This window comes from Vibrio rubrogenes, assembly GCF_059641415.1.
This window is the reverse complement of sequence record NZ_JCARSY010000009.1, coordinates 92,192-117,571: the sequence shown is the minus strand read 5'-3', so window position 1 is coordinate 117,571 and position 25,380 is coordinate 92,192. Positions and strand designations below refer to the sequence as shown.

Sequence of the window (25,380 nt, the reverse complement as noted above, 5' to 3'; positions counted from 1 at the left end):
AAACTCATGACCAGCTTGAATCCCATTCTATCGCTTCCGGCATCTCAAGGTCCGGGAGATAAAAAACAGATCGGCAGCCTGACCGGTGCCAGTCTCGCATTTGTGGCAGCGGAGCTGTCCCATCGACATCAACGCCATACGCTGCTCGTCACTGCTGACCCGCAGATGGCGTTGAAATTACAGCAGGAAATCGAACAGTTTTTCTCAGCAGACATCATGTTATTTCCCGACTGGGAAACGCTGCCTTATGACAGTTTTTCTCCGCATCAGGATATTATCTCCGATCGGATCTCGCGGCTCTATCACCTGCCCAAACAAACGGGTGGGATTACAATTATCCCGGTGACTACATTACTGCAAAAACAGTCACCCCGAGATTTTTTGCTGCAACATACACTGATCGTCAAACAAAGAGATCGCTTTTCTTTAGTGAAGCTCAGAGAACAGCTTGAAAATGCCGGCTATCGTCATGTTGATCAGGTATTTGGCCCTGGTGAATATGCGAGCCGGGGCGCGATTCTCGATTTGTTCCCAATGGGCAGTGACCTCCCCTATCGTTTCGACTTTTTTGATGATGAAATCGATACCATTCGCACCTTTGACCCAGAAAATCAACGCTCAATAGAAGAAATTCAAGAAGTTCGGCTCCTACCGGCGCACGAATTTCCAACGACGGCGACTGCGATCGAAGCGTTTCGGAGCCGATGGCGTCAGCGTTTTGAAGCCTCAAGAGAACCTGAATCTGTCTACATGCAGGTCTCAAAAGGAATATGGCCGGCAGGGATTGAATACTGGCAACCCCTGTTTTTCGATCACACCGAAACCCTCTTCGACTATTTACCAGCAGATACTCAGCTCATTGTCGTCGGTAACATTGAACCATCGATTGATCGTTTTCTGAATGATGTCGCAGAGCGTTACGAACAGAGGCGAGTCGACCCATTACGGCCATTGCTTGAGCCTGCCGAACTGTGGCTGCAAAAAGATGAACTTTTTGCCATGCTCAAGCCTTTCGCGCAATTTCAGCTTCGGAGTGAACCGATCACTGAAAAAGCTGGCCGATTCAATCTTCAGGTTTCGCCCCTACCGGAAATCAAAGTTCAGCATCAGCATAAAGAGCCACTGGCGGCATTGCGTCAGTTTGTTGAATCCCATACGGGACAAATTGTATTCTCCGTCGAATCGGAAGGTCGTCGGGAGGCCCTGCTCGAACTACTCCAACGGATCAAATTACGTCCCACGACACTGCCATCTTTTCAGGATGCTTGCCTGAGCGACGAAAAATATGGGCTGATTATCGGAACTGCTGAGCATGGGTTTATCCTGCATGAACAGCAGATTGCCTTGATTTGCGAAAGCGATCTGCTTGGTGATCGGGTTGTTCAACGTCGTAAAAAAGACAAACGAGTCACCAATAGTGATGCGGTGATCCGCAATCTTGCTGAACTCAAACCCGGTCAGCCCGTGGTGCATATTGATCATGGTATCGGGCGCTATATCGGGCTGCAAACACTCGAAGTGGGTGGTATTACCACAGAATATGTCACACTGGAATATCAGGGAGAAGCCAAATTGTATGTCCCGGTTTCAGCCCTGAATTTGATTAGCCGCTATTCCGGTGGTGCCGATGAAAACGCCCCGATCCATAAACTGGGTGGGGAAAGTTGGACCAAAGCTCGACGCAAAGCTGCAGAGAAAGCCCGGGATGTCGCAGCCGAATTGCTGGATGTCTACGCCAAACGAGAACTCAAACCGGGTCATGTCTTCGCTCTGGACCGCGAGCAGTACGCAACGTTCAAGGCCAGCTTCCCGTTTGAAGAAACAGATGATCAGTCGATGGCAATCAACGCTGTTCTCTCGGATATGTGCCAAAATAAGGCCATGGATCGCTTAGTCTGTGGTGATGTCGGTTTCGGTAAGACTGAAGTTGCCATGCGTGCCGCTTTTGTCTGTACCGATAACAGCAAACAGGTCGCAGTTTTGGTACCGACAACTTTGCTGGCGCAGCAACATTTTGAAAACTTCAGAGACCGCTTTGCCAATCATCCGATTCGGGTTGAAGTTTTATCCCGCTTTAAAACCGCCAAAGAACAAAAACAGATTCTTCAGGACGTCGCGGATGGTAAAATTGATATTCTGGTCGGTACTCATAAGCTACTCTCCAGTGAGTTGAAATTTAAAGATCTCGGGTTGTTGATTGTCGATGAAGAGCACCGCTTCGGGGTGCGTCAGAAAGAGAAAGTCAAGGCGATGCGGGCAGACGTGGATATCCTCACGCTCACGGCAACTCCAATTCCCAGAACGCTGAATATGGCGATGAGCGGCATGCGGGATTTATCCATCATTGCCACCCCACCCGCACGACGGTTAGCCGTGAAAACATTTGTCCGGCAAAGTGATCAGACGATTATCCGGGAAGCCGTGTTACGGGAAGTCATGCGCGGCGGACAAGTTTACTATCTGCATAATCAGGTTGAAACGATTGATAAAGTTGCGGCCGATCTTGAGAAGCTGATTCCCGAAGCACGGATTACAGTGGCACACGGTCAGATGCGTGAACGTGAACTGGAACGTATCATGAACGATTTTTATCATCAGCGTTATAATCTACTGGTTTGTACCACGATTATTGAAACGGGTATCGATATCCCGACCGCCAATACGATCATCATTCACCGCGCTGATACTTTGGGTCTCGCGCAGCTGCATCAGTTACGGGGGCGTGTCGGGCGCTCACACCACCAAGCTTACGCTTACTTACTGACACCGCATCCGAAAGCCATGACCAAAGACGCCGTCAAACGTTTAGAAGCATTGGCTTCGCTGGAAGATCTCGGTGCCGGATTTACGCTCGCAACACACGACCTTGAAATCCGGGGCGCAGGTGAGCTACTGGGCGAAGAACAGAGCGGACAAATCCAATCCGTCGGTTTCACCTTGTATATGGAAATGCTTGAGCAGGCTGTCGACGCGCTGAAATCCGGCAAAGAGCCATCTTTAGACGACTTACTCAAGACGCAAACAGAAGTGGAACTCCGGTTACCGGCCCTGCTGCCCGATGATTACATTCCGGATATCAATACCCGCCTGTCGATGTATAAACAGATCGCTAGTGTTTCGAATCCTGATGAACTGAATGAATTGAGAGTAGAATTGATTGACCGCTTTGGCAAACTGCCGGATGCCGCCCTCAACCTGTTAGAAATCAGTAAGCTGAAATTGGAAGCTGCAGCACTGAAGATTAAGAAAATTGAAGCGCACAGTAAAGGCGGTTACATTGAATTTGATCTTAATGCTAGTATTAATCCGGCATATTTAGTGCGGCTCTTGCAATCTCAGCCGAAACAATACGGCATGGATGGCCCAACGAAGTTTAAGTTTACCCTGCCGCTGGAAGAACGAAACCAGCGACTTGGTTTTATCCGAGATATGCTGAATGAATTTCAGCAAAATATACTACTGGCTTCCTGAGATGTCAGGGAGTAATCATGATGAAGAATCGCCTTCTAGGTCATAATGGAGTCATAATGAATAAGCTGATCCCACTGCTAATGTTATTAATTGCCATGCCTTCTTGGGCACAACGTCAATTTGACATTGAAGTGATCATTTTTAAGCGCGTCGTGAATGCTGAACAAACCAATGAGACATGGCCCAATGTACTCCCACCGATAGATTACCAAGATACAGGTAGTCTGAGTTCTCAGGCCTATTTAAATCAAAAAAGGGTTACACGGTTACCAGCCTCAGAATATCAGTTGAACAAACAGGAAGAGAATCTGAGAAGTCATGCAGGCTTTCAAGTATTGTTGCATACTGCCTGGCGTCAGAATGATGAAGGCAAGTCAAATGCCCCGGCTTTTCATATCTTGGCCGGCAAAGATTATTCATCTCAGTTTCACCCGGACGGTCGTGAAATTACACCTTCAACAACCACTCAACAATCTCCAATTGAAGATACGATTGAAAAAACCGTCCCGAAACCCCTTTATGAGCTAGATGGCAAGTTACAGGTTTATGTACAACATTATCTCTACGTGGACGCCCTCTTGGATCTGAAGGAACCGAGTGTTCGAGATATTGCTGTTGAAGAGACACCGATTGATTTTTCAAAAAATACGACGGACGGAGATGAGAATGTCCAGTTTGGTCATCTTCAATCGATCTCTCCGACGGTCACAGAAGAACGTTTTCTGAAGTCATATCGACTGGATCAAAAACGCAGAATGCGTAGTGGTGAAACTCTCTATTTTGATCATCCCCTGATGGGCATTATCTTACAGGTCAGAAAAGTTCAGGATGCATCATAACAAGACGATCAGAGCATACAGCGGTTTGATGTCGTCACAACCATAAAAAGAATGCCCGCTTACTAAGCGGGCATTTTTATGACAAATTCATCATCTGGTTTAATGAAGTTTCAAGTTTGGCCGGAGCACGCGGTTGATCCGCCCAACCAACAACATCAACGCAGTCTTAAACATCCCGTGTAGCGCCATCTGATGCATTCGATAAAGAGAAATATAAACCACTCGGGCAATTTTCCCTTCAACCATCATCGAGCCTTTCGTCAAGTTCCCCATCAGACTCCCCACAGTAGAAAAACGGCTCAGAGACACGAGAGAGCCATGATCTTTATAGATATAAGGCTTCATGTCGCGGTCATTTAATTTAGCAACAATATTTTTAAATGTCCGACTTGCCATTTGATGGGCAGCCTGAGCACGTGGTGGAACAAATGATCCATCCGGTTGTGTGCACTGGGCCAAATCTCCGATCACGAAAATATCTTCATCTCGGGTGGCCTGTAAGGTATTCGTCACCACCAGCTGATTAATCCGGTTGGTCTCCAGGCCCGCGATATCTTTCATAAAATCAGGCGCTTTAATACCTGCGGCCCATACCATGATTTTCGCTGGAATCTTTTCACCGTCTTTGGTCGTCAGGCCATCTTCTTCAACTTTCGTAACCATTGTTGAGGTACGGACATTCACGCCCAGCTTGGTGAGTTCATGATGGGCAGCAGAAGAAATTCGCGGAGGTAAGGCAGGAAGAATCCGCTCACCGGCTTCAATCAAGTGGACATTCAACTTACTTGAATCCAAATCACCAAAACCATAATTGCGCAGCTCTTTTACCGCATTGTGTAGTTCCGCAGAGAGCTCAACACCCGTCGCACCGGCACCAACAATCGCAATATCAACAGTACCGTGACCATTTTTTGCGTGAAGTTTCAGGAACTCATTATTCATCTCGGTCCGGAATAAATTGGCCTGCTCCGGGCTATCCAAAAAGATACAGTGATCTTTAACGCCCGCAGTATTAAAGTCATTCGATGTTGAGCCAATCGCCAATACCAGAATATCGTATTTTACTTCACGGCGAGGGATCAGCAGTTCACCATGCTCATCTTTCAACTCGGCTAAAGTAATGACTTTCTTATCCCGATCAATCTCTTCGAGATTTCCCATCTGGAAATCAAAGCTATGGTTTCTCGCATGAGCCCGATAACTCAATGCGTCAACGCCTTCATCCATAGAACCCGTTGCGACTTCATGCAATAACGGCTTCCATAAATGACTGGCATTTCTGTCCACTAATGTGATCTGGGCTCGCCCTTTTCTTCCTAATGTGTGGCCTAACTTAGTGACAAGCTCTAAACCGCCTGCACCACCACCAACAACAACAATACGAGTCACAACAAATTATCCTCAAAATGAATAAACATGGTATAGCCCGGAATAACCACTCCGAACTAGAAAAATAGGACGAGTAAAGAAAGTTGAAAGTCACTTTTCTGCGAGACACGCTGATATCGATAAAGCATCACTTTACTTCTACTTCACATAAACTGTCGTCAGGTTGATACCTGCTCTCATTTTATTTTGATTTTTATCAAATTTTAATTTAATAAGAAACATTATAAGGAGCAAATCAAGTCATGCAAGCCAAGATTGTAAGAAAAACCAGCCCTTTTCGGTGGCCTTTCCCAAAATTACAATCAATCACTTAACTTTATGAAAAATATAATATTATTTGTTTTTAAACTGACGAATCGTCTGAAGATGTTGAGATATCTTCTTGAATTTATGACTTTGTGTCTCGTCCCAAACAATATCGTAGTAATTGCCCAGCTCTTCAGCCGTTTTCCCGCTATCTAACGCTTCATCATGTTTTGACAGCACAACCAAGCAATGCTCTTTATTTTTCAATCTAAATTGAGAGACACACTTTGTTGCAATATCTTCATATTCTTCCGGGCGGTCAATCTTCCCTTGCATATTGTTTTCAGGGTGTAGATTCGGATTGAATAACACCTGTTTCATGCTGCATAAAAAACCAATTCGTTCAGACCAGTAGCCTCCCAGTCCGACCCCACAAATCATCGGGTGTGGGTCATCCGTCAATTCAATCGCTTTGTGTACTTCTTTCAGGAGATGCTGCATATCGTGTCTGGGATGAAGCGTGCTATAGCTGATAAAACGCACATCATCATCAATAAATTGTAATTGCAGTACCTTTTCATGATTCCCCGGACTGGTTGAATCAAACCCATGTAGATAAATAATCATAACAATATCCTTTCCAACATACAGACTGAACCTAGCATGAAATACACCGGTGATACAGTGAGTGCGACATGAAAATTGTCAATCAACCTCCTTGCTCTCTTCGAGGCTCTCCGTGTATTCGATGACTCTCCGTCGTCACGAAAATCCGTCTTCGAACTGTGCTTTTATCCGTTCGGCCGCAATTTGCATCTCTTTGTTTTCCCACATCTGAAAAGCAATCAGATACCATAACATAGCAAGCATTCGAACTCTGGGCAGCCAGGCTTTCACTCCCTCGATCCAGAAATCAAGCTCGGTAATATTCCGATGTTGACAATATTGCCCGACAGCCGTGAGTAAATTGGCATCGGACATATCAATCGTCATCGCTAAATCCATTCTTGGATCGGCCAGAGACGCGTACTCCCAATCAATCACTTTGATCCCTTGGGCCGTTTTGATCAGATTGTGGCAGCCCAGATCGAAGTGGCAAAGAGAGTGTGGGACTTCAGAAATATTGGGGAGTGTTCGCCAAGTTTTATAAAGTGGCTCAATCGCACTCAGCTCAGCAGACATCGACTGTAATTGAAACCAGTAATGGTCAATGCGTGCCGTATAAACAAAAGGAACGATAGGCAGCTTGGTAATCGGAAATTGATGAATCTGGCTCAGCAGACGGGTCATGACTTCAATGTCATTGACAACAATTCTATCCCCTTCAATCCACTGAACCAGTAACCCTTGTTCATTGATATAAAGCGGTTCAGGCGAAATTTGCGCGGCTTGCTCTTTCAACGCTGACAGGATGTGGAATTCCTGATGACGGGAGATTGAAAATGCTTGAGTGACATCCGTCGAAGGACGCCACACAGTGGAAGGAGACCCTGGCATGTCAATCTTCCAACAACGGTTTGTCAAACCCCCTGCGAGTGTTTGTGCAACCGTCGGTGTTTCTCGGAAAAAATGAGTCAGCGACGCCAGAGACGGATCTAATTGACATGCTTCGGACCATGACATACGTGCCATCGCTGACGCCTCAACTCAGTGGATTAAAATCCCAAAAAGCTCTTTTCCTGCTCTTTCCGAATTTCAGTTTCATCAGCCCATTCAATGAGCCCCGAACGTAAATCCATCAGACGCATGGTCATTTTATAGTACACATCTTTATCGCTGCCCGTATCTTTCACGATACTCGATAAATTCCCGTACAGCATATATTGTGCACCAACCATTTTACCAAACTGAATCGAGCTGCTCTTATCGACTAACGCATCATTATTCTGGAAATCTAACTGCTTTTTAACCGCTTCGATCCGTGTCATATCAACAAAACGAAACTTCCCTGAATTCAGCATCTTGGTACTAATTGTGTCCGTAATCGACTCGGTATCGATATGTTCACTGGTTTTGTTTTTAATACTATCGACAAACACAATTGGACGTGAATTACGGGTGATGGCTGCCACAGAACCAGACATCATCATACTATCGACCATATCCGCTGCAATCTTTTGTAAATCTGTCGAACCAAAATCCACTGTTTTCGTTTCTACGGCTTGAGCATCGCCATAGGAAACTTTATTTGCACAACCACTCATGAGAGCAGCCAATCCCAACACGAGGATTATACTTTTTTTCATAAAGACTCACCTTGTCACTTACTGATTCAATTCTCTAATCTGTACTCTGAAATTCACAGCTTTCGGAGCAACAGCCACTTCAGATAACGAAACTTCATCCATCCCTCTAATAATGGCTTGTCGCCATGGGCCCGGCTGACTATTCACTTCCAGTCCCTGTTGATCATACCAATAAAAGCGGTATTGAATATGCTGATCTGAGGCGGTCTTATTTTTTATTCTGACCACACCTCGTGTATGATCGTTCACTTCAGCCGTCGAAATATCTTTCACTTCAACTTCAGAAGCTAATACTTTGTCACCATACAAGATCCGTTGGTATTCACTCTCAACGGTCAAGCCGGCAGTATGTGTATTGGAACACCCGACCAAGGCGAGCATAACAAAACTGAAGAGCCATTTATTCATCATAACCTTCCCAACTGTTTGTGCCAAATAACGGCGTTTTCTCCCTGACGTGAAAGCCAGACAAATGTTGTTCCTTGTGCAGGAACATTGAATGTATACGACTGCTGTCCTACGGAGAGTGTTTGTTCACCGGCTGATACAACTTTTGTCGCACTGAAGACTGCACCGGGTAACGTAATCCAGCTTCTGGTATCCGGCTGCTCTGTCAAAGTGTTCCATACATTAAGCACCAGATTTGCGACTTCAGCACCGTTATTATCATCTTTTGTGGCTTCTTTGCGCAGCGTATTCTTTAACATTAAGCGTAATATTTGTCGAAAAACAATCGATGTAATCCTTTCATTCAGCTGTTTTCTTGCCATCAGATTGGTATCAACTAACCGTTGGCCTTCAACCATAACACCATCAAGCGTCACCGGGAGAGCATCTGATGGCTGATAACCTGAATAATAGGGCAACGCCAAAGAATACAGATTCATTCTGCCAAGGCTATCATAGATCGGCAAAGACAGCTGCCAACCTTTCAGTTGATCAACAACCCCTTGCTCCTGAATGACAATCACCCGTCCCTGATTTTGACTCAGCTGCGGCAAATGACCATATTTTTTTCGCAGTGAAACCACATCCTGATTCATACCCAGCTTTTGTGCACATCGGAGGGTACTCTGCGCCACACTGGTATTATCAGGCGCGACCGCGAGCGCTCGTCGATAATCGACGTAGGCATCATTCAAGTTACCACTGGCTTCATATAACAACCCGGACAGATAAAACAGATAACCATTCTGAATCGACTGAAGAGTGCTTCCCGTGCTGGGATAACGAGCCATCAACCCACCAAGGTTCGGCTGAACCCCCTCTTGTTTGAGACGATCCCGCTCTTTTATTAATTCATCCTGCCTCTGGTTTCTCGCTTTTTCCTGAACCTGATTCGCCCGTCTCAGTTCGACTAACGCATCTTCGAGCTGATTCTCATAAACATACGAGAGTGCGAGATACAAATGTAAAAAACCGAGTTCATAGTCTGCCGGGATGTATGTCGTCAAACTATCATTCGCAAACAGACTACCCGCATTGGCTGCCTCGCGACTGATAGAAATAATGGCTTCATCCTGCTGTCGTCTGGCTGCCTGATCACTCAGATTCAAAAATGACTGGCTTTTGGGCACATCTTTATTCAGAAAATAGATCCTGCCTTTTTCCAGATTATCTAAAATTTGTCCCCCGAGATGCTCAGGAAGTTCCTGACTCGCCTTCTGATAGTCACCTTGCTTAACAGCCCGATACATATCCTGATTTTGTTCGGAGTAGTGACTGAATAGGTTGCCAGCCGAAAAATTGGCGCAAGCACTGCTCCCTAGCGCCATACATATCACTGCAATATGTCGTATCCGTATTCTCACAACGTTTCTGTGTCCGCCTGTATCTATTATTCATATCATCGAGATTAACTCATCAGACACCCATTAGTTCATTAAGAGCGGCCCCAGCGGTTTTCCTCCCAGAAGATGCATATGAATATGATAAACCTCCTGCCCGCCATGCGCATTACAGTTTATAATGAGACGATAGCCATCTTGAGCAATTCCTTCTTGCTCAGCCAATTTTTTCGCCACGGTAAAAAGACGACCTAAAGCCGCTTCATCCGCATCTTCAACATCATTCACAGTCGGAATCAGTTGATTTGGCACAATCAGGATATGACTTGGCGCTCGTGGATTAATATCTCGGAATGCAGTAACCAATTCATCCTGATAAAGAATTTCTGCCGGGATCTCTTTGCGAATAATCTTACTAAAAATTGTTTCTTCGGCCATATAACGCCTCTCTATCTGTTTGTTTATAAACCCAGACTCATAAAGCCAGTGACAATGAAAAAGTAACTATGATTTGGATTCATCACAACCCGTTAAGTTTCGTCGTGTTTTCGTACCCAATGTATTTTAAGCACTTTTCTCATGTTAAATACAGCAGAATGTCACGGATGTTTGACTCCATGATAACATCGCTCTTTTCCGTCAACAGCTGATCGAATCCGATCCGAATTTGAATTTTAAGTGGGTGATAGGTAAAGATACCGTCATATTTCACGCTGAAATAGATATTTATCACCAACTGACCTTGTTTTTTACTCTGGAGACCTTTATATCCTAACCTATATCGCTTGTCTTTTTCCTTCCGACTCCTACAAGCGAAAGCACGAGGATAATTTATGACCATTCATGTTGGCATCCTTGACGACGATCCAGTTCGTCTGATAACTCCGTTGCTTGATCACCGCATCATCGGTTCGCATACCGTACTTATCGGTGACGCGTCACAAAAAACCATCTATTTCCGGTTGCATAATGTTTTAGAACAACATGGTATTAGTAGCGAGTTTTACGAGATCCCTTCAGGTTCAAGCGTGGCATTAATTAAACACTCTATCTATCAATTGGCCCACGACCTGAAAAACAGAAATCAGGATATTCAGCTCAATGCAAGCTGTGGTCTTCGCCACCGGCTCCTTTCCGTTTATGAAGTTTTCAGAACGTTCCAATGGCCCATTTTTGTAGTTGAGCCTAATTCTGACTGTCTGTGCTGGCTATATCCGGATGACTGTCAAGATACCCAAGTTCAGGATCGGATTACCATTTCCGATTATTTAACCATCTTTGGTGCCCGGGGTGAATTTGTTGAGCGGGACACACCACCAGAGCTGGATACAAAACTCTGCAACATCGGCGCATCATGGGCAGGCCGTGCACTCGAACTCGGCCCGGGACTGGCAACACTGAATTATCTGGCAACAACATGCAGAAAAGAACAATGCCTTGATGTCGCTTTATCAGAAAAACAACAAGGCTACAAAGAACTCAGTCTTTTGATCCAAGACCTCGTCGATGCAAACATTGCGACTTATGCACACGGTATACTAACATTTGCAAACGAAGATGCCAGAAGATTTGCTAACGGAGAATGGTTAGAAACACTGGTACACAGTATCGTCAGAAAAATTCAGTGCAACATGCCGACAATTCAGGATCGTTCTTTAAATGTGCAAGTCTATCGTCAGTTAGGTGAGCGTGAAGTACGAAATGAGCTGGATGTTGCTACGGTGGTGAATAACAAGCTACATATCATCGAATGTAAAACCAAGGGAATGAGAGATGACGGTGATGATACCTTGTATAAGCTTGAATCACTGAGAGACTTACTGGGCGGCCTTCAGGCAAGAGCAATGCTCGTCAGCTTCCGTCCTCTCCGGCAAAACGACATTACCCGGGCACAGGATCTGGGATTGGCCTTAATTGGTCCCGAAGAGTTAAAAGCGCTAGAAACACATCTATCGCACTGGTTCACTCAAGCCGGAGGCCGCGAGAAACTCTCCTGAACCTGAATAAGGGTCAGAAACAACAAAAAGGGCTCATCAGCCCTTTTTAAATCTCTAAACCAGTGTTCATCACTCATGACAAACAAACTTGATTAGCCGTCATCTTCAGTAAAACTTGTCGGCAATGAACGTTTCATTTCATTCCAAATTTGTCGACTTTCAATCCCGTACTGGCGAATACAAGCGGAAAGATGCTCTAACTTATCGGTCCCGTTCGAGCAGATCGATAATAAATCTTTATAAAATTCCAACGCGAGTACACGTGCTTTGGGATTCGAAAAATAGTAACTACCGACACGATCATACAGTTTTTTCAGACCGTTAAAGATCAGGCCGTAGATTTGATTGCCAGAATGGAAAGCCAAACGCTGGAACAACATGTAATCATAAAAATTGAACGTTTTCGCCAATAGTTTCTGTTCACGAGCTTCCTTATCCCCATCTCCATCATCTTTCACATGCTGTGAAATCTTTTCTGAGTATGGTGAATCAGCCATGAATTGCTCCCATGAATCTGCATCCAGTAGCGCTTCACATGATCCAATCACTCGTTTGATAGTTTTTTCAGACTGAGCCTGATTCAACCGAAATGCGTAACGCATGAAAATCGGACTGATATTGGTTCTTGCCGCCAGCAAGTCTTCAACAATACTGGTTGCATTTTCAGCATCCAGCGTCATTAAAGTATCAAGGATATGCAACCCAGAGGTTTCCATAAACTGATTCACTTTTGTCGGCTTACCGTGCTGTATTGTCAACCAGCCATCACGAGCTAACCGTTGCAGCACTTCCCTTAATGTCGTTCTGGTAACACCAATCAGTTCGGACAATTCTCTTTCTGCCGGAAGAATTGATCCCGGCGCAAACCGCCCATTCCAGATACTTTCAATAATATACTTTTCTGCAAAGCCTGCTGGGCTTTTCGCCTTAATGACCATTCAATACTTTTCCAGTTTTGTTTATTTACAAAGTCAGGTGGCATCCATCATATCACCAGTTTGTACACTGCGAAAACGTTCAATATTCAACTTGCCACACAAGCCAAATTATTACTCACTGCACAACAAGTATCTTATGCGCTTTTTGATTTAGCTTAAGATTACCATTCTGAAACTTGAATAAAATATAAAGGAAATTTAGTACGATGGACAGGTGAAAAGCATAAAATTTTCCATAGTAAACTTACAAATATGTCATATTATTTCACATCACCACTGTTGATATAGTTATGGATAAGAATATTATCTTCGACATTATTTCCAAAGTTGTGACGTCACAATGATTTTGTATGCATTATGTTCATAATATGGACTACTTTTATGTAAAAACTTCAAGGGAACTCTCACTAAGAACTTATTGTATTTCATGAAATAATTAACCTACTGTAGAGTTTCCGGCAAAACACCCATGTCGATACATTAATCAGGGAGCAATGTTCATCAGGCATCACTCATGAATATTTGCTGGGATGTATGTAACTTTGAATGGATATCTTTCGTAAATTGTTACGAAAAAGAAGTGATGGATATCAGTGTCTGTTCATAACAACTATAAGAGTCATCATCATGCCGATTTCGTTAGGAAACGCGTTCATTAAAAATTTTCTGGGTAAGTCACCAGATTGGTACAAAGTGGCGATTATTGCTTTTCTCATTGTGAATCCAATTGTCTTTTTCACGATAAGCCCCTTTGCCGCAGGTTGGTTACTGGTTGTTGAATTTATATTTACACTAGCAATGGCCTTGAAATGCTATCCGCTTCAACCCGGGGGATTGCTTGCAATAGAAGCGATAGTCATCGGAATGACAAGCCCAGAGCAAGTAAAACATGAGTTAGTGGCGAATATTGAAGTACTCCTACTGCTGATGTTTATGGTGGCGGGTATCTACTTCATGAAGCAACTGCTTCTTTTCATCTTCACCAAAATTCTTTTAGAAATACGCTCTAAAGTAATCTTATCTTTAGCATTTTGTGTCGCTGCTGCGTTTCTTTCTGCATTTCTCGATGCCCTCACGGTTATCGCCGTCATTATCAGTGTGGCCGTTGGATTTTATGCTATCTACCACAAAGTCGCCTCTGGACAAGGTGACCACACACAAGATGAGCATTTATCGGACCTAACCAGAGAAGATCTGGAAAACTACCGGGCTTTTCTGCGTTCACTCCTCCTCCACGCTGGTATCGGAACTGCACTTGGCGGTGTCATGACAATGGTTGGTGAGCCACAAAACCTGATTATTGCTGATCAGGCAGGATGGCATTTCGGTGAATTTTTAATTCGTATGTCACCAATCACTGTGCCTGTTTTTATTAGTGGAATGCTCACCTGTATTGTTGTCGAGAAGATGAAAATTTTTGGCTATGGTGCCAAGCTACCAGACCCGGTTCGGCAAATTCTACGTGATTATGATCGGACACAAACACAAAGCCGTACCAATCTCGACGTTGCAAAACTATGGATTCAGGGATTAATTGCGATTTGGTTGATTGTCGGGCTAGCGCTTCACCTTGCATCAGTTGGATTGATCGGGCTTTCTGTGATTATTCTGGCAACCACGTTCAGTGGTATTACTGAAGAGCACGCACTTGGAAAAGCATTTGAAGAAGCATTGCCCTTTACAGCTTTACTCGCGGTCTTCTTCTCGATTGTTGCGGTGATTGTTGATCAACATCTGTTTAAACCGGTGATTGATGCGGTATTACACCTGAAGAATGCAGATCTTCAACTCGCGATGTTCTACGTGGCTAACGGATTGCTTTCAATGGTTTCGGACAATGTGTTCGTGGGCACGGTTTATATCAACGAGGTTAAAACCGCACTCGCGGAAGGTATAATCTCACGTGATCAATTTGATCTGCTAGCGGTTGCTATCAATACCGGTACGAATTTACCTTCTGTTGCAACCCCCAATGGACAAGCTGCGTTTTTATTCCTGCTGACCTCGGCACTGGCACCGCTCATCCGACTATCTTACGGACGGATGGTGATAATGGCTCTACCATATACCATTGTTTTAACACTTGTTGGCTTGATCGGTATCATCTTTTTCCTTGAACCTGCAACTGCACACTATTATGATCTGGGATGGTTAACACACCATATCCCAAATGCATTAAAACATGCATCAGCATCACTGGGTCATTAATAATAGATTGAGTCTAAAACAGTTTCGCGTTAAAAAGCTCTGTAGAACAGAGCTTTTACTTTATAAGGATATCCCATAGTGATCTTTGCCAAACTCAACCAGTTTTCTCAGACCAGAACATCCTGGGTCTTGTTGCTGCTATCTATCCTCTTTTTTGAAATGTGTGCGCTCTTTTTCCAACATATTTTGATGCTCGCTCCCTGCGTCATGTGTATTTATGAAAGGGTAGCGATGCTGGGAATAGGCGGTTCGGCAATCTTGGGACTCATTGCCCCCCGGCTGGCAATCTTCCGTTGGTTAGGTCTTCTCTCGTGGGGATATACATCCTATTCAGGGCTGTTATTGGCGCACCAGCATGTAGAGTATCAGTTTCATCCTTCACCATTTGCAACTTGTGATGCTTTTGTTCAGTTCCCGCAGTGGGCACCACTCAATCAATGGATGCAGTGGATGTTTGAAGCATATGGCGACTGTAGCAAAATCGTGTGGCAGTTTTTAACTTTATCGATGCCACAATGGTTGGAAATCATCTTTGCCATCAATCTTTTTGTTGCCTTTATTTTCTTAATTGCTCAATTTTTCAAACCTAAAAGACGCGGCTTATTTGAATAACGACAAAGGGAGACCATCTGGTCTCCCTTTGTACTTGTCAATCAACGTCAAATTTAATCTCTGATCGGCGGTGGCGCTAACACTTCTCGATTACCGTTATGGCCGGGAGCACTCACGATACCCTGAGCCTCTAATTGCTCGACAATTCTAGCCGCGCGATTATATCCAATCTTAAACCGTCGCTGCACACCGGAAACCGACCCTCTGCGCGTTTCAACAACGTGCTCAGCAACCTGATCAAATAATGGATCGATATCTTCGTCACCTTCGAGTTGTTCTCCCGGTAACAGTGCTTCAGGCCCCTGATCCCCACTGACGATTTCTGAGATGTAGTTGGGTTGACCTCTGGCCTTCCAGTTGTTGACGACAGCATGAACATCATCATCAGAAGCAAATGCCCCATGAACACGTGTGGTATGACTGGATCCCGGCGGTAAATACAGCATATCCCCCATTCCCAACAGAGATTCAGCGCCACCCTGATCGAGAATGGTACGAGAATCCGTTTTCGTTGAAACGGTAAATGCAACCCGAGTCGGGATGTTCGCCTTAATCAACCCTGTAATCACATCAACTGAAGGGCGTTGGGTTGCCAAAATCAAATGAATCCCTGCAGCCCTTGCTTTTTGTGCCAAACGGGCGATCAGTTCTTCAACCTTCTTGCCAACCACCATCATCAAATCGGCAAATTCATCGACTACGACCACAATAAAAGGTAATTTTTCCAGCAGTGGTGGTTCTGCATCCATGCTATCACCGTCCTTCCAGAGGGGATCATGAATCGGATGCCCTGCCTTGGCAGCCATATCCAGCTTTTCATTGAAGCCTTTAATATTTCGCACACCCACAACCGACATCAGCTTGTAGCGACGTTCCATTTCTGCCACACACCAGCGTAATGCATTGGCGGCATCCTTCATGTCCGTCACAACCTCTGACAAAAGATGAGGAATCCCTTCATAGATTGAAAGCTCCAACATTTTCGGATCAATCATGATAAATCTGACTTCTTCCGGAGTCGCCTTATACAGCATACTGAGGATCATCACATTCACACCGACGGATTTACCCGAACCTGTCGTTCCCGCAACTAAGACATGAGGCATTTTTGCTAAATCGGCAATCACCGCATCGCCGGCAATATCTTGACCGAGTACAATCGTCGTCGGGGATTTTGAACGCTTAAATTTATCACTGCTCACGACATCAGAAAGGTAGACCGTCTGACGGCTTAAGTTTGGCAACTCCAAACCAACATAAGGTTTTCCCGGAATCACTTCGACAACCCGAACCGCAGGAGTTGACAGAGAGCGAGCCAAGTCTGTCGATAACCCGGAAATTCGGCTCACTTTGACGCCTGGGGCTAAATCGAGTTCAAACCGGGTAATGACCGGACCGGGATAAATTCCCACAACACTTGCCTGAATCTTATAATCCAATAGTTTAGACTCAACCAGTCTTGCCACTTCCGTTAGCATATCCTGATCAATAAAGTTTTCTCTTTTCTCTGGATGATACAACAACTCTAACGTCGGTAATGGCTCTGTCGGTGTTGGTAGATCAATAGTCGGCTGTACCAGAAATGGATTTTGCTTCGCCAATTCGGTTTTCTTGGCTTCAGACACTAAGTTTTGGAAAGCAACAACATCTTCATCCTCTGTCTCCTCGGAGATGTCAGGCTTATCATCTAATGCGTCTAAATCAGAGATTGTTGGTCCGTGGTCACTAACATCAATATCAAACGCTCCCAATGAATGACTGATCGACTCGGTAGCAGCCGCCTCATCCTCGATTGAGTCATCGTTCCAATCGCCTTCAGCAAAATCATCATGTTGCTGCGCGGCTTTATCCAGTTCTTCTATCGTTGCAGAAAATTGTTTATTCCGCTCAAGCCACTCATCATTGATATCCGATGTAAGCTGTTGCTGTTGAGATACCTCCTCAACATCTTGTTCACTCTGAGGTATGTGGATATTAAAGCGACGCACATCAGCAGGAGCGTTATCGCGAGGAGCATCGCTAGTAGGTGCTGATGCTGTATCCGTGTTATCCGATTCAACAACAGATTCTGTCGGTGACAGACGATTTTGAATGTCTCGTTCAAGCAAAGCAGCCGATGATTCAATTCCCGGGGACAGAATTGTCTCACTCTCCCCCTTCCGAAACAGTGCGACACCTTTTTGCGCGAATGCAATGGCTTGCTCCCCGAGCCATTCAACGATCGTTAACAATGAAATACCGGTGAGTAATGTAAAACCTGCGCCCCAGAGAAACAGAAAAATCAACGTACTGCCCAAGACATTAAATGTGGGTAGTGCCAGACTGCTCAAAACATCACCGACGACACCGCCGGAAGAGAAATACCACAAATCATCAAAATTGATGTCGGCCAGGCCACAACTTGTCAGCAGAACGACTACGAAACCGAGTAAACGAGTTCCCCAAAGCATAAAATCGAAGGGTTCATCCTCATCACGGGCGCGAAGCCCTCCCCATGCAATCAGCGTAATCACCAAAGGGAGCGGGTATGCCAGTGAACCAAAAATAAAGAAGAGTGTATCAGCGATCCAAGCACCGATATATCCACCGGCATTATGCAGTTCCCCTCCCCAAGCGGTCTGAGACCAAGACGGATCAGCAGGGCTAAATGTCAATAAAGCCACGGAGAAGAAAACGGAGAGGAGGACAGCCAAAATCAAAACACTTTCTTTTAGCCGCTGAACGCCATTTAAGCGAGCTGAAGTCGTGACCTCGGCTCTGGTTTTGATAATGGTTTCGACTTTACTTTTGTTCTCTTTGAACATAACCAACTTTTTGCCTAAACCTCATGTCAAAGCATTATGCGTGACATGAATTGAAATAAAAACAGTCCGAGCGGCCCAAGCCGCTCGGTTTATGTTGTGATTTAACCATAACATCAGTCAAAACCCAATGTCGTTAAGTCAGAATACAGAAAGATATTCGAAACATGCTTTCCGACTAACGGACTTTAATGACTAACTGATTTGTCTGTTTCACTTCTTCCATCACCACATAGGTTCGAGTATCGTTTACACCTGGCAGTCGTAGCAACGTATCGCCCAAAAGCTTCCGATAGGCTCCCATATCCGATACCCTGGTTTTCAACAGATAGTCAAAATCCCCTGAAACCAGATGACATTCCTGAATGTCGTCTAGTTTTTGTACCGCTGTATTGAATTGTTCAAATACATCCGGAGCCCCACGATTCAATGTAATTTCAACAAAAACAAGTAATGATGCATCAAGATACTGCGGATTCAGGAGTGCTGTGTATCCGGTAATATAGTTCTGACGCTCAAGTCGTCTCACACGCTCCAAACAGGGTGTTGGAGACAATCCAACACGTTTGGATAACTCTACATTTGAAATCCGGCCATCTTTCTGCAATTCATTCAAAATGTTGCGATCAATCCGGTCTAAATCCTTGGACGGCTTTTTATAGTTGTCTGCCATGTTTATTCCACCTTATTTACTTCCTTGCAAAAACATACAACAATTTTTTAACACAAAATATCTCAAACTACAGGACTAAAATAAGTCATATATTCGATATATTATACAAACACCCAGTGAATACAACCAAATACAAATAAGGGGTCAGGATGATGATTGGCATACCGAAAGAAATCAAACGTCATCAATACCATACCGGTATGACATCATCCCATGTATAAGAGAAGCGATATCTCAAGGTCACCAATACTATGTTGAAACGAACACCAATATTGGCATCCGCTTCTCTGACGAGAATGACATCACCGTAGGCGCATCCATTCTTCCTACTGCTGACGATATATTTGCGAAAGCAGGCATGATTGTAAAGGTCAAAAACCTCTGAACGTCAAACGTGAAAAACTACCAAAAGGGCAAATATTATCGATTTATTTACACCTTGCACCAAATTTTCCACAAACTGACGACTGAATCAAGAATAAAACTATCTCTATTATTAGCGGACAGGTAATTGAATGTCCTTAAACATTTCATCAATTTCCTGATTCGACTTGAGAGAAATTGCCTGCTCCACCACAGGGCGAGTCAAATGAGGTGCAAAACGTTCCATAAAATCAAACATATAAGAGCGCAGGAAGGTACCTCGACGGAAACCGATACTCGTGGTACTCGAACCAAAAATATGGCTGGCATCAATTGCCACTAAATCTGCATCACGCATTTTATCAACAGCCATGCTGGCAATCACCCCAACCCCCATGCCGATCCGGACATAAGTCTTAATCACATCTGCATCCGTTGCTGTAAATACAACTCGTGGGCTCAATCCAACCCGATCAAATGCCATATCCAGTTCAGACCGTCCGGTAAAACCAAAGACATAAGTCACCAAAGGATATGTGGCTAACTCTTCGATGCTCAACTTATCGCGTTGTGCTAAAGGATGCCCTTTTGGTACTACAATTGAACGATTCCAGTGATAACACGGTAACATGATTGCATCCTGATACAAATGCAGTGCTTCTGTTGCAATCGCAAAGTTAGCGATCCCTTTGGCAATCGCTTCTGACATCTGACTCGGCGTTCCTTGATGCATATGCAGAGAAACTTTAGGATATCTGGCGGTAAACCCTTTGATCACATCCGGCAGTGCATAACGGGCTTGTGTATGCGTTGTTGAGATATTCAATGTCCCCATTTCTGGGTGAGTATGTTCACTGGCAACGGCTTTAATACTTTCAACCCGGGACAGAATCTCCTGTGAAATTTTAACAATATCTTCCCCGGCAGAAGTCACCTGAGTCAGATGTTTACCGCTCCGTTCAAATATCTGAATCCCAAGCTCATCTTCAAGTAAACGAACCTGCTTACTAATTCCCGGTTGAGATGTGTACAAACTCTCGGCTGTAGCTGAAACATTCAGATTATGATTCACTACCTCCACGATGTATTTTAACTGCTGTAGCTTCATGTCAACCCCGTATTTCTGCAGCAAATTACAAACTTAGGCATTTTATATAATCATTAGTTATAATGCTTAATGAGGAGAATTTATACCCTTTTTTGGCTGCAAGTTGGAAAATAATTGGAACTTTTCTGCGAGTTGGAGCCTCATTCACTGAATAATTAAGTGATCTATTAAAGAATAATGGGGGATTCATTGGTAGAACACGATAAATTTTATTATGCTATACGAACTTACCGTCAAGGACTATGCCTCTTGAATCCTTCGACTGGTTGAATTCACGATGTACGGATTGATGCAGGAACTATGAGTATAGGATTAATCATTGCCTTGGTTGGCGTATTGCTCCTTCTGATTTTAGGCTACAACATTATGTTGCAGTATAAGGTCAAAGTTGAAACAGCAAGAAAACACGAGTCTACTCGTTATGTCGCAATCATTGATGCCACCGAGGATCTAATTGGTAACGCCCACCATGTCCCTTACAGTAAGGACTTGTTGCTGTGTTTGAATAATCGAATTCTAGATTCGCTACAAAATATGCATGAGCTGGACCCCAAAAATAAACAACTGGCACATCGTATCGAAAACATGCAAGGACAAATAAAAAATCTGCGTGAAAATCATCCGAATCAGGACAGTACAACATTCAAATCGCCAACCAATGATAAACAAGCGATTACAATGCTCAAGCTCGTAAAACGCCTGAGAGATACGATTCGCAGTGAGCATAATAAAGGGCGTTTAGATACTCAGTCATATGTGACAGAGAATGCGCGTTTGGAAATGATTCAGATACGAATCAATATTGAGAATGTCATAAAACGGGCCAATGAGTCGATTGTTCGAGGGCAACCGGGAACGGCGATTCAACTCTTGAAGAAAGGTATCGATGTGCTCAGTACAAAAAATGATGCTTATTCAAATCAAGCGCGGGAAAAACTGCAAGCCATGTACGATGAACTTGAGAACAAACGTCAACAGAAGAAAACGTCCGTTGAAAGTCAGGGCGATCGAGAGCGAGATGACGATATGGAAGCGCTCTTCGGTGAAAAGAAAAAATGGTAGCCACCTCCTTCTTTATTTGAATTTTATCTATTAATGACAGGTCGCTCTGGCGACCTTTTTAAGTTTAAGAACCATGACCAGTAACGACCAGTATCAGCAATTACTCCAACCTATTCATAATTTTCTACAATGTGAAACCCCCGAAGCGTGGATTAACGAGGCAAAAAAGCCAGAAAATTTAAAGATCATTCTGATTGATCATCTTTTGTGTGAATTGAAGGCCGGACAATCTGCAATGTATCTCATCCGTAAGTACGCAGTCGATACGGCAAGTGCATCAGCTCTGCTTGCATGGTTTCAACCTTATGAAGATTTTGCTTATCGCAAATTAGGCTCTCTCATTGAATTGAAAGGCAAAAGCCAACTCTCCAAAACAATCATGGCAAAAGCTCATTCGTCATACAGCCAAGATTTAATCGATAAAATGGTTTTACTGATCAAAGAAGAGCTCCATCACTTCTATCAAGTACTCGAGATAATGGAGAAAAAAGGAATTGCCTATGAGAATATTCCAGCCGGTCGTTATGCAAAAGGACTATTATCACAGGTAAAAACCTATGAACCAGATGCTCTCATCGATAAATTAATTATCGGTGCCTACATTGAGGCGCGATCATGTGAGCGTTTTGCCAAACTCGCCCCACACATGGATGACGATATAGCGAGGTTCTATATATCTTTATTACGTTCAGAAGCCCGTCACTATCAGGACTACTTAACACTGGCCCAGCAAATTGCTCATCAAGATATTTCTAAACGGATCGATACGATAGGAAAAGCCGAAGCAGAACTGATTCTCTCTCCCGACTCTCGCTTCAGATTCCACAGTGGTATCCCCTGCTGAACTACTGCTGACAGAATTTTCCGCTCACCATGAATAGATGTTAAAAAATAGATACGCAAAAACAGGAGCTAAAAGCCCCTGTCCCATAAAATCAATCTTGCCGTAAACAGAACAATCCACTCATTTATAGATGGAGTGAGTGATTAATACTCTCCAGAATCGCTGCTGGTTCTTGTGCTTGAGTAATCGGTCTGCCGATAACCAAATAATCAGAACCGGCTAAAATCGCTTCCTGAGGCGTCATAATCCGCAGTTGATCACCAACATCACTTCCTGCCGGGCGAATCCCTGGCGTCACTAACTGAAATGACTGACCTAATTGCTCTTTGAGCTGACGAGCTTCCTGAGCAGAACATACAACACCATCCAGCCCTGAATTCTTGGTCAATGTCGCAAGCCGAAACACTTGCTCTTGAGGTGACACATTTAACCCGATATCAGCCAAGTCATGTTGAGACATACTGGTTAAGACCGTAACACCAATCAATATCGGTCTATCTGCACCATAAGGTTCGAGTATTTCCCGAGCAGCAGTCATCATCCGTTCGCCACCACTGGCATGGACATTCACCATCCAGATACCAAGTTCAGCCGCAGCTCTGACCGCTTTAGCACAAGTATTGGGGATATCATGAAATTTCAGGTCCAAAAAAACAGAGAAGCCACGTTGATGTAATGCACGAACAAAATCAGGCCCAAATAACGTGAACATCTCTTTTCCGACTTTCAAACGGCAACGCTGTGGATCAATTTGATCAACAAAACGCAACGCTTCGGCTTGATTATCATAATCCAGTGCAACAATGACTCTTGGCTCGCTCATTTTTTCTCCTTTGTTTATTTTTATCTTCAATCAATCGAATTCTCGTTTCAAGAGCGATCCTTACTCTCCGTCTAAACCCCGAATCGGTTTAACCTCTCCCCAACTCTTACACGATGGACAGTGCCAATATAATGAGTGAGAAGAGAAGCCACATTTCCGACAGCGATAATAAGGTTTTATTCTCATCTGTTCACCGACCATGCTTTGCAATGCCGATAAACTTTTTTTCGCCCGCCCTTCTTCAGCTTCCGCTAAATGATAATCCATCAATCGGTAAAAGCCCTTCATAGTCGGATTTTTCACCAGTTGTTTCGTCAGTAAATCTAGCGCGGCCCCCACACCTTCATGGTGAGCGACCAACTGGGCTAGCATCAATTCAGCTGAGGCACCCGCTTGATGGGCAATACATTTCCTTAAAAAATCAATCAGTCCCTGTTCATGACCGGAACGGTGATAACACTCAGCAAGTGTCGGTAAAATTTCACCAACATAATCAACATCCTGCTCAAGCACCATCTCCATATAACGAATTGTATTCCGATAATCTTCTTTCTCTAAATAAAGCTTTCCTAGACCAATACTTGCCCTGACACATTTCGGATCTTCCGATAGCGCTTTTTTGTATATTTGTATCGCTTTCATGTCATCACGCATCGATTGTGCGTCCGCTGCAAGCTCACACCAAAAGTAAGCAATACTCTTACGCATCTTTTTACGGCCAAGTTTAACCAAGGCATGGGCACATTCTATTGCTTTCATCCACTCCCGGGTTTGCTGATAAATCGAAGTTAATTGAATTAACGCAGACTCTCGGTGCTCAGGCTCTTCAATGAGTTGTTCGAAAATGCGCTCTGCTCGATCCAAAAATCCGGCAACCATATAATCTTTTGCCAGTTGTTGCAGCGAGAGATTCTTTTGATCGATCGTCAACCCTGAGCGAGAGATCAGGTTCTGGTGAATCCGAATCGCTCGATCTACTTCGCCTCGAGAACGAAATAAGTTACCGAGCGCTAAATGCGTATCAATCGTCTCATCATCGACTTGGAGTAATTCGATAAAGTGATCAACCGCCTTATCCGATTGATCAGATAACAGCAGGTTAAGCCCCGTGACATATTGACGGGAGATTTGGTGGGATTGTTTCTGCTTGTCCTGCTGAGCGCTACGGTGCCCCATATACCAACCATAGGCAGCGGCGATCGGCAATAACAAGAAGAGTATTTCTAACATCGAGCTATATTATCCGATATTCAGTTTCTCTTTTGCAACCGGACGCTGAGTTTCACTCTTGCTCAGTTGCTTATTCAAACGACGAATTTGTAGTTTTGCTCTGAGATGCAAACTGCCAAAAATAAGCCACGCTATGGCAAAACCAGCGACAAAAACTGCTCCCAAAAGCCAAGATAAATGAAATTCACCTTTTGCTAATAAATAGTTGAACGTGACAACTTCTTGATTTTGAGCGCCCAGAGCTAAGGCAACAAGGAAGAGAACGAGAAGAAAAATGATTTTTAGGACTCTCATAATGGGCAAACCTGCATCAGTTATTGGCACCCCTGATTATGCAAGAAAATCACCATCCATACCATGATAATTGATAATATCGTATTCAAAAAAACGGCATATCGAATGATATGCCGCACAGATTCGTTTGCAAAAATCAGATCGCACTATTAACACGCTCTCTGAGCTCTTTGCCAGGTTTAAAGTGAGGGACATATTTACCATCCAATTCCACTTTTTCACCTGTTTTCGGGTTACGTCCAGTGCGAGGCTCACGATAATGCAGAGAGAAACTGCCAAAGCCTCGAATCTCTATTCTGTCTCCCTGTTCCAACGATGTTGCCATATGTTCGATGATATCTTTTACGGCATCTTCGATTTCTTTCGCGGACAGATGAGTTTGCTCTGCGCACAATCTTTCAATCAATTCAGACTTCGTCATAGTTTCCCTCTTCTTATTTGCAATATCA

General features: G+C 44.1%; 22 protein-coding genes and 1 pseudogene. 8 read left to right on the top strand and 15 right to left on the bottom strand.

Annotation, left to right across the window (positions count from 1 at the left end):
* The first annotated feature begins 6 nt into the window (after positions 1-6).
* Both mfd and AC55NX_RS08990 read left to right on the top strand, forming a co-directional pair.
* Positions 7-3,471, top strand: coding sequence for a transcription-repair coupling factor (gene mfd / locus AC55NX_RS08995; protein ID WP_496995411.1), 3,465 nt, complete (start codon positions 7-9; stop codon positions 3,469-3,471).
* Between the two features lie 56 nt (positions 3,472-3,527).
* Complete coding sequence (locus tag AC55NX_RS08990) at positions 3,528-4,310, top strand: peptidoglycan binding protein CsiV (protein WP_496995410.1); 783 nt, start codon at positions 3,528-3,530, stop codon at positions 4,308-4,310.
* A 99-nt stretch (positions 4,311-4,409) separates the two neighbouring features.
* Here the strand turns inward: AC55NX_RS08990 and AC55NX_RS08985 are convergent, their stop codons facing one another.
* From AC55NX_RS08985 to hinT, 7 genes are all read right to left on the bottom strand, one after another.
* Positions 4,410-5,699 carry an NAD(P)/FAD-dependent oxidoreductase gene (locus AC55NX_RS08985; RefSeq protein WP_496995409.1) on the bottom strand — a complete coding sequence of 430 codons (1,290 nt, stop codon included), beginning with the start codon at positions 5,697-5,699 and terminating at the stop codon, positions 4,410-4,412.
* A 333-nt stretch (positions 5,700-6,032) separates the two neighbouring features.
* Positions 6,033-6,572: an alpha/beta hydrolase YcfP gene (gene ycfP, locus AC55NX_RS08980; RefSeq protein ID WP_496995408.1), complete on the bottom strand. Its 540-nt coding sequence runs from the start codon at positions 6,570-6,572 to the stop codon at positions 6,033-6,035.
* A 135-nt stretch (positions 6,573-6,707) separates the two neighbouring features.
* Positions 6,708-7,577, bottom strand: coding sequence for a phosphotransferase (locus tag AC55NX_RS08975; protein WP_496995407.1), 870 nt, complete (start codon positions 7,575-7,577; stop codon positions 6,708-6,710).
* Positions 7,578-7,600: 23 nt separating this feature from the next.
* Positions 7,601-8,191, bottom strand: coding sequence for a penicillin-binding protein activator LpoB (gene lpoB / locus AC55NX_RS08970; protein WP_496995406.1), 591 nt, complete (start codon positions 8,189-8,191; stop codon positions 7,601-7,603).
* Positions 8,192-8,209: 18 nt separating this feature from the next.
* Positions 8,210-8,599 carry a YcfL family putative periplasmic lipoprotein gene (locus tag AC55NX_RS08965; protein WP_496995459.1) on the bottom strand — a complete coding sequence of 130 codons (390 nt, stop codon included), beginning with the start codon at positions 8,597-8,599 and terminating at the stop codon, positions 8,210-8,212.
* Positions 8,599-10,002, bottom strand: coding sequence for a COG3014 family protein (locus AC55NX_RS08960; protein WP_496995405.1), 1,404 nt, complete (start codon positions 10,000-10,002; stop codon positions 8,599-8,601). Before AC55NX_RS08960 ends, AC55NX_RS08965 begins: the two co-directional genes overlap by 1 nt.
* Positions 10,003-10,065: 63 nt before the next feature.
* Entirely contained in the window at positions 10,066-10,416 is a 351-nt protein-coding gene (hinT, locus tag AC55NX_RS08955; RefSeq protein ID WP_496995404.1) for a purine nucleoside phosphoramidase, read from the bottom strand.
* 395 nt (positions 10,417-10,811) lie between these two features.
* Between hinT and AC55NX_RS08950 the strand changes: the two genes are divergently transcribed.
* Complete coding sequence (locus tag AC55NX_RS08950) at positions 10,812-11,975, top strand: Card1-like endonuclease domain-containing protein (protein ID WP_496995403.1); 1,164 nt, start codon at positions 10,812-10,814, stop codon at positions 11,973-11,975.
* Positions 11,976-12,067: 92 nt separating this feature from the next.
* On the opposite strand, the gene fadR is transcribed toward AC55NX_RS08950, so the two are convergent.
* Positions 12,068-12,913 carry a fatty acid metabolism transcriptional regulator FadR gene (gene fadR / locus AC55NX_RS08945; RefSeq protein ID WP_496995402.1) on the bottom strand — a complete coding sequence of 282 codons (846 nt, stop codon included), beginning with the start codon at positions 12,911-12,913 and terminating at the stop codon, positions 12,068-12,070.
* A gap of 627 nt (positions 12,914-13,540) precedes the next feature.
* On the opposite strand from fadR, the gene nhaB reads away from it, so the two are divergent.
* The gene (gene nhaB, locus AC55NX_RS08940) at positions 13,541-15,121 is read left to right on the top strand and encodes a Na(+)/H(+) antiporter NhaB (protein WP_496995401.1); all 1,581 of its coding nucleotides are present in this window, start codon (positions 13,541-13,543) and stop codon (positions 15,119-15,121) included.
* A gap of 75 nt (positions 15,122-15,196) precedes the next feature.
* A complete protein-coding gene (gene dsbB, locus AC55NX_RS08935) occupies positions 15,197-15,733 on the top strand; it encodes a disulfide bond formation protein DsbB (protein ID WP_496995458.1) in 537 nt (178 codons plus the stop codon).
* 53 nt (positions 15,734-15,786) lie between these two features.
* Here the strand turns inward: dsbB and AC55NX_RS08930 are convergent, their stop codons facing one another.
* The gene (locus AC55NX_RS08930; protein ID WP_496995400.1) at positions 15,787-18,537 is read right to left on the bottom strand and encodes a DNA translocase FtsK; all 2,751 of its coding nucleotides are present in this window, start codon (positions 18,535-18,537) and stop codon (positions 15,787-15,789) included.
* 175 nt (positions 18,538-18,712) lie between these two features.
* Positions 18,713-19,207, bottom strand: a complete 495-nt coding sequence (gene lrp, locus AC55NX_RS08925) for a leucine-responsive transcriptional regulator Lrp (protein WP_021020090.1) — start codon at positions 19,205-19,207, stop codon at positions 18,713-18,715.
* A 149-nt stretch (positions 19,208-19,356) separates the two neighbouring features.
* Between lrp and AC55NX_RS08920 the strand changes: the two are divergent.
* Positions 19,357-19,675, top strand: a pseudogene (locus AC55NX_RS08920) (alanine dehydrogenase); the annotation flags it as partial.
* A 28-nt stretch (positions 19,676-19,703) separates the two neighbouring features.
* Here AC55NX_RS08920 and cysB read toward each other — a convergent pair.
* The gene (gene cysB / locus AC55NX_RS08915; RefSeq protein ID WP_496995399.1) at positions 19,704-20,678 is read right to left on the bottom strand and encodes an HTH-type transcriptional regulator CysB; all 975 of its coding nucleotides are present in this window, start codon (positions 20,676-20,678) and stop codon (positions 19,704-19,706) included.
* A 300-nt stretch (positions 20,679-20,978) separates the two neighbouring features.
* Here cysB and AC55NX_RS08910 point away from each other — a divergent pair, with 300 nt between their 5' ends.
* Together AC55NX_RS08910 and miaE are read left to right on the top strand one after the other, a co-directional pair.
* Complete coding sequence (locus AC55NX_RS08910) at positions 20,979-21,740, top strand: DNA repair protein (protein ID WP_496995398.1); 762 nt, start codon at positions 20,979-20,981, stop codon at positions 21,738-21,740.
* A gap of 73 nt (positions 21,741-21,813) precedes the next feature.
* Positions 21,814-22,584 carry a tRNA isopentenyl-2-thiomethyl-A-37 hydroxylase MiaE gene (gene miaE / locus AC55NX_RS08905; protein ID WP_496995397.1) on the top strand — a complete coding sequence of 257 codons (771 nt, stop codon included), beginning with the start codon at positions 21,814-21,816 and terminating at the stop codon, positions 22,582-22,584.
* Between the two features lie 124 nt (positions 22,585-22,708).
* Here miaE and pyrF read toward each other — a convergent pair whose 3' ends face one another.
* The 4 genes from pyrF to ihfB form a co-directional block, all read right to left on the bottom strand.
* On the bottom strand, positions 22,709-23,407 hold the full coding sequence (gene pyrF, locus AC55NX_RS08900; protein WP_496995396.1) for an orotidine-5'-phosphate decarboxylase: 699 nt from the start codon (positions 23,405-23,407) through the stop codon (positions 22,709-22,711).
* Positions 23,408-23,467: 60 nt separating this feature from the next.
* Positions 23,468-24,637, bottom strand: a complete 1,170-nt coding sequence (gene lapB / locus AC55NX_RS08895) for a lipopolysaccharide assembly protein LapB (protein WP_059120485.1) — start codon at positions 24,635-24,637, stop codon at positions 23,468-23,470.
* A gap of 9 nt (positions 24,638-24,646) precedes the next feature.
* Entirely contained in the window at positions 24,647-24,931 is a 285-nt protein-coding gene (locus tag AC55NX_RS08890) for a LapA family protein (RefSeq protein ID WP_496995395.1), read from the bottom strand.
* 136 nt (positions 24,932-25,067) lie between these two features.
* On the bottom strand, positions 25,068-25,352 hold the full coding sequence (gene ihfB / locus AC55NX_RS08885; protein WP_496995394.1) for an integration host factor subunit beta: 285 nt from the start codon (positions 25,350-25,352) through the stop codon (positions 25,068-25,070).
* Positions 25,353-25,380: the final 28 nt, after the last annotated feature.

Excerpts from the sequence above, each read along its gene's own strand:
- lrp (WP_021020090.1), bottom strand. The coding sequence starts at position 19,207 with ATGGCAGACAACTATAAAAAGCCGTCCAAGGATTTAGACCGGATTGAT.
- AC55NX_RS08965 (WP_496995459.1), bottom strand. The coding sequence starts at position 8,599 with ATGAATAAATGGCTCTTCAGTTTTGTTATGCTCGCCTTGGTCGGGTGT.
- lapB (WP_059120485.1), bottom strand. The coding sequence starts at position 24,637 with ATGTTAGAAATACTCTTCTTGTTATTGCCGATCGCCGCTGCCTATGGT.
- ycfP (WP_496995408.1), bottom strand. The coding sequence starts at position 6,572 with ATGATTATTTATCTACATGGGTTTGATTCAACCAGTCCGGGGAATCAT.
- lpoB (WP_496995406.1), bottom strand. The coding sequence starts at position 8,191 with ATGAAAAAAAGTATAATCCTCGTGTTGGGATTGGCTGCTCTCATGAGT.
- cysB (WP_496995399.1), bottom strand. The coding sequence starts at position 20,678 with ATGAAGCTACAGCAGTTAAAATACATCGTGGAGGTAGTGAATCATAAT.
- AC55NX_RS08950 (WP_496995403.1), top strand. The coding sequence starts at position 10,812 with ATGACCATTCATGTTGGCATCCTTGACGACGATCCAGTTCGTCTGATA.
- hinT (WP_496995404.1), bottom strand. The coding sequence starts at position 10,416 with ATGGCCGAAGAAACAATTTTTAGTAAGATTATTCGCAAAGAGATCCCG.
- pyrF (WP_496995396.1), bottom strand. The coding sequence starts at position 23,407 with ATGAGCGAGCCAAGAGTCATTGTTGCACTGGATTATGATAATCAAGCC.
- nhaB (WP_496995401.1), top strand. The coding sequence starts at position 13,541 with ATGCCGATTTCGTTAGGAAACGCGTTCATTAAAAATTTTCTGGGTAAG.
- mfd (WP_496995411.1), top strand. The coding sequence starts at position 7 with ATGACCAGCTTGAATCCCATTCTATCGCTTCCGGCATCTCAAGGTCCG.
- miaE (WP_496995397.1), top strand. The coding sequence starts at position 21,814 with ATGACCAGTAACGACCAGTATCAGCAATTACTCCAACCTATTCATAAT.
- AC55NX_RS08930 (WP_496995400.1), bottom strand. The coding sequence starts at position 18,537 with ATGTTCAAAGAGAACAAAAGTAAAGTCGAAACCATTATCAAAACCAGA.
- AC55NX_RS08910 (WP_496995398.1), top strand. The coding sequence starts at position 20,979 with ATGAGTATAGGATTAATCATTGCCTTGGTTGGCGTATTGCTCCTTCTG.
- AC55NX_RS08890 (WP_496995395.1), bottom strand. The coding sequence starts at position 24,931 with ATGAGAGTCCTAAAAATCATTTTTCTTCTCGTTCTCTTCCTTGTTGCC.
- AC55NX_RS08990 (WP_496995410.1), top strand. The coding sequence starts at position 3,528 with ATGAATAAGCTGATCCCACTGCTAATGTTATTAATTGCCATGCCTTCT.
- AC55NX_RS08975 (WP_496995407.1), bottom strand. The coding sequence starts at position 7,577 with ATGGCACGTATGTCATGGTCCGAAGCATGTCAATTAGATCCGTCTCTG.
- fadR (WP_496995402.1), bottom strand. The coding sequence starts at position 12,913 with ATGGTCATTAAGGCGAAAAGCCCAGCAGGCTTTGCAGAAAAGTATATT.
- ihfB (WP_496995394.1), bottom strand. The coding sequence starts at position 25,352 with ATGACGAAGTCTGAATTGATTGAAAGATTGTGCGCAGAGCAAACTCAT.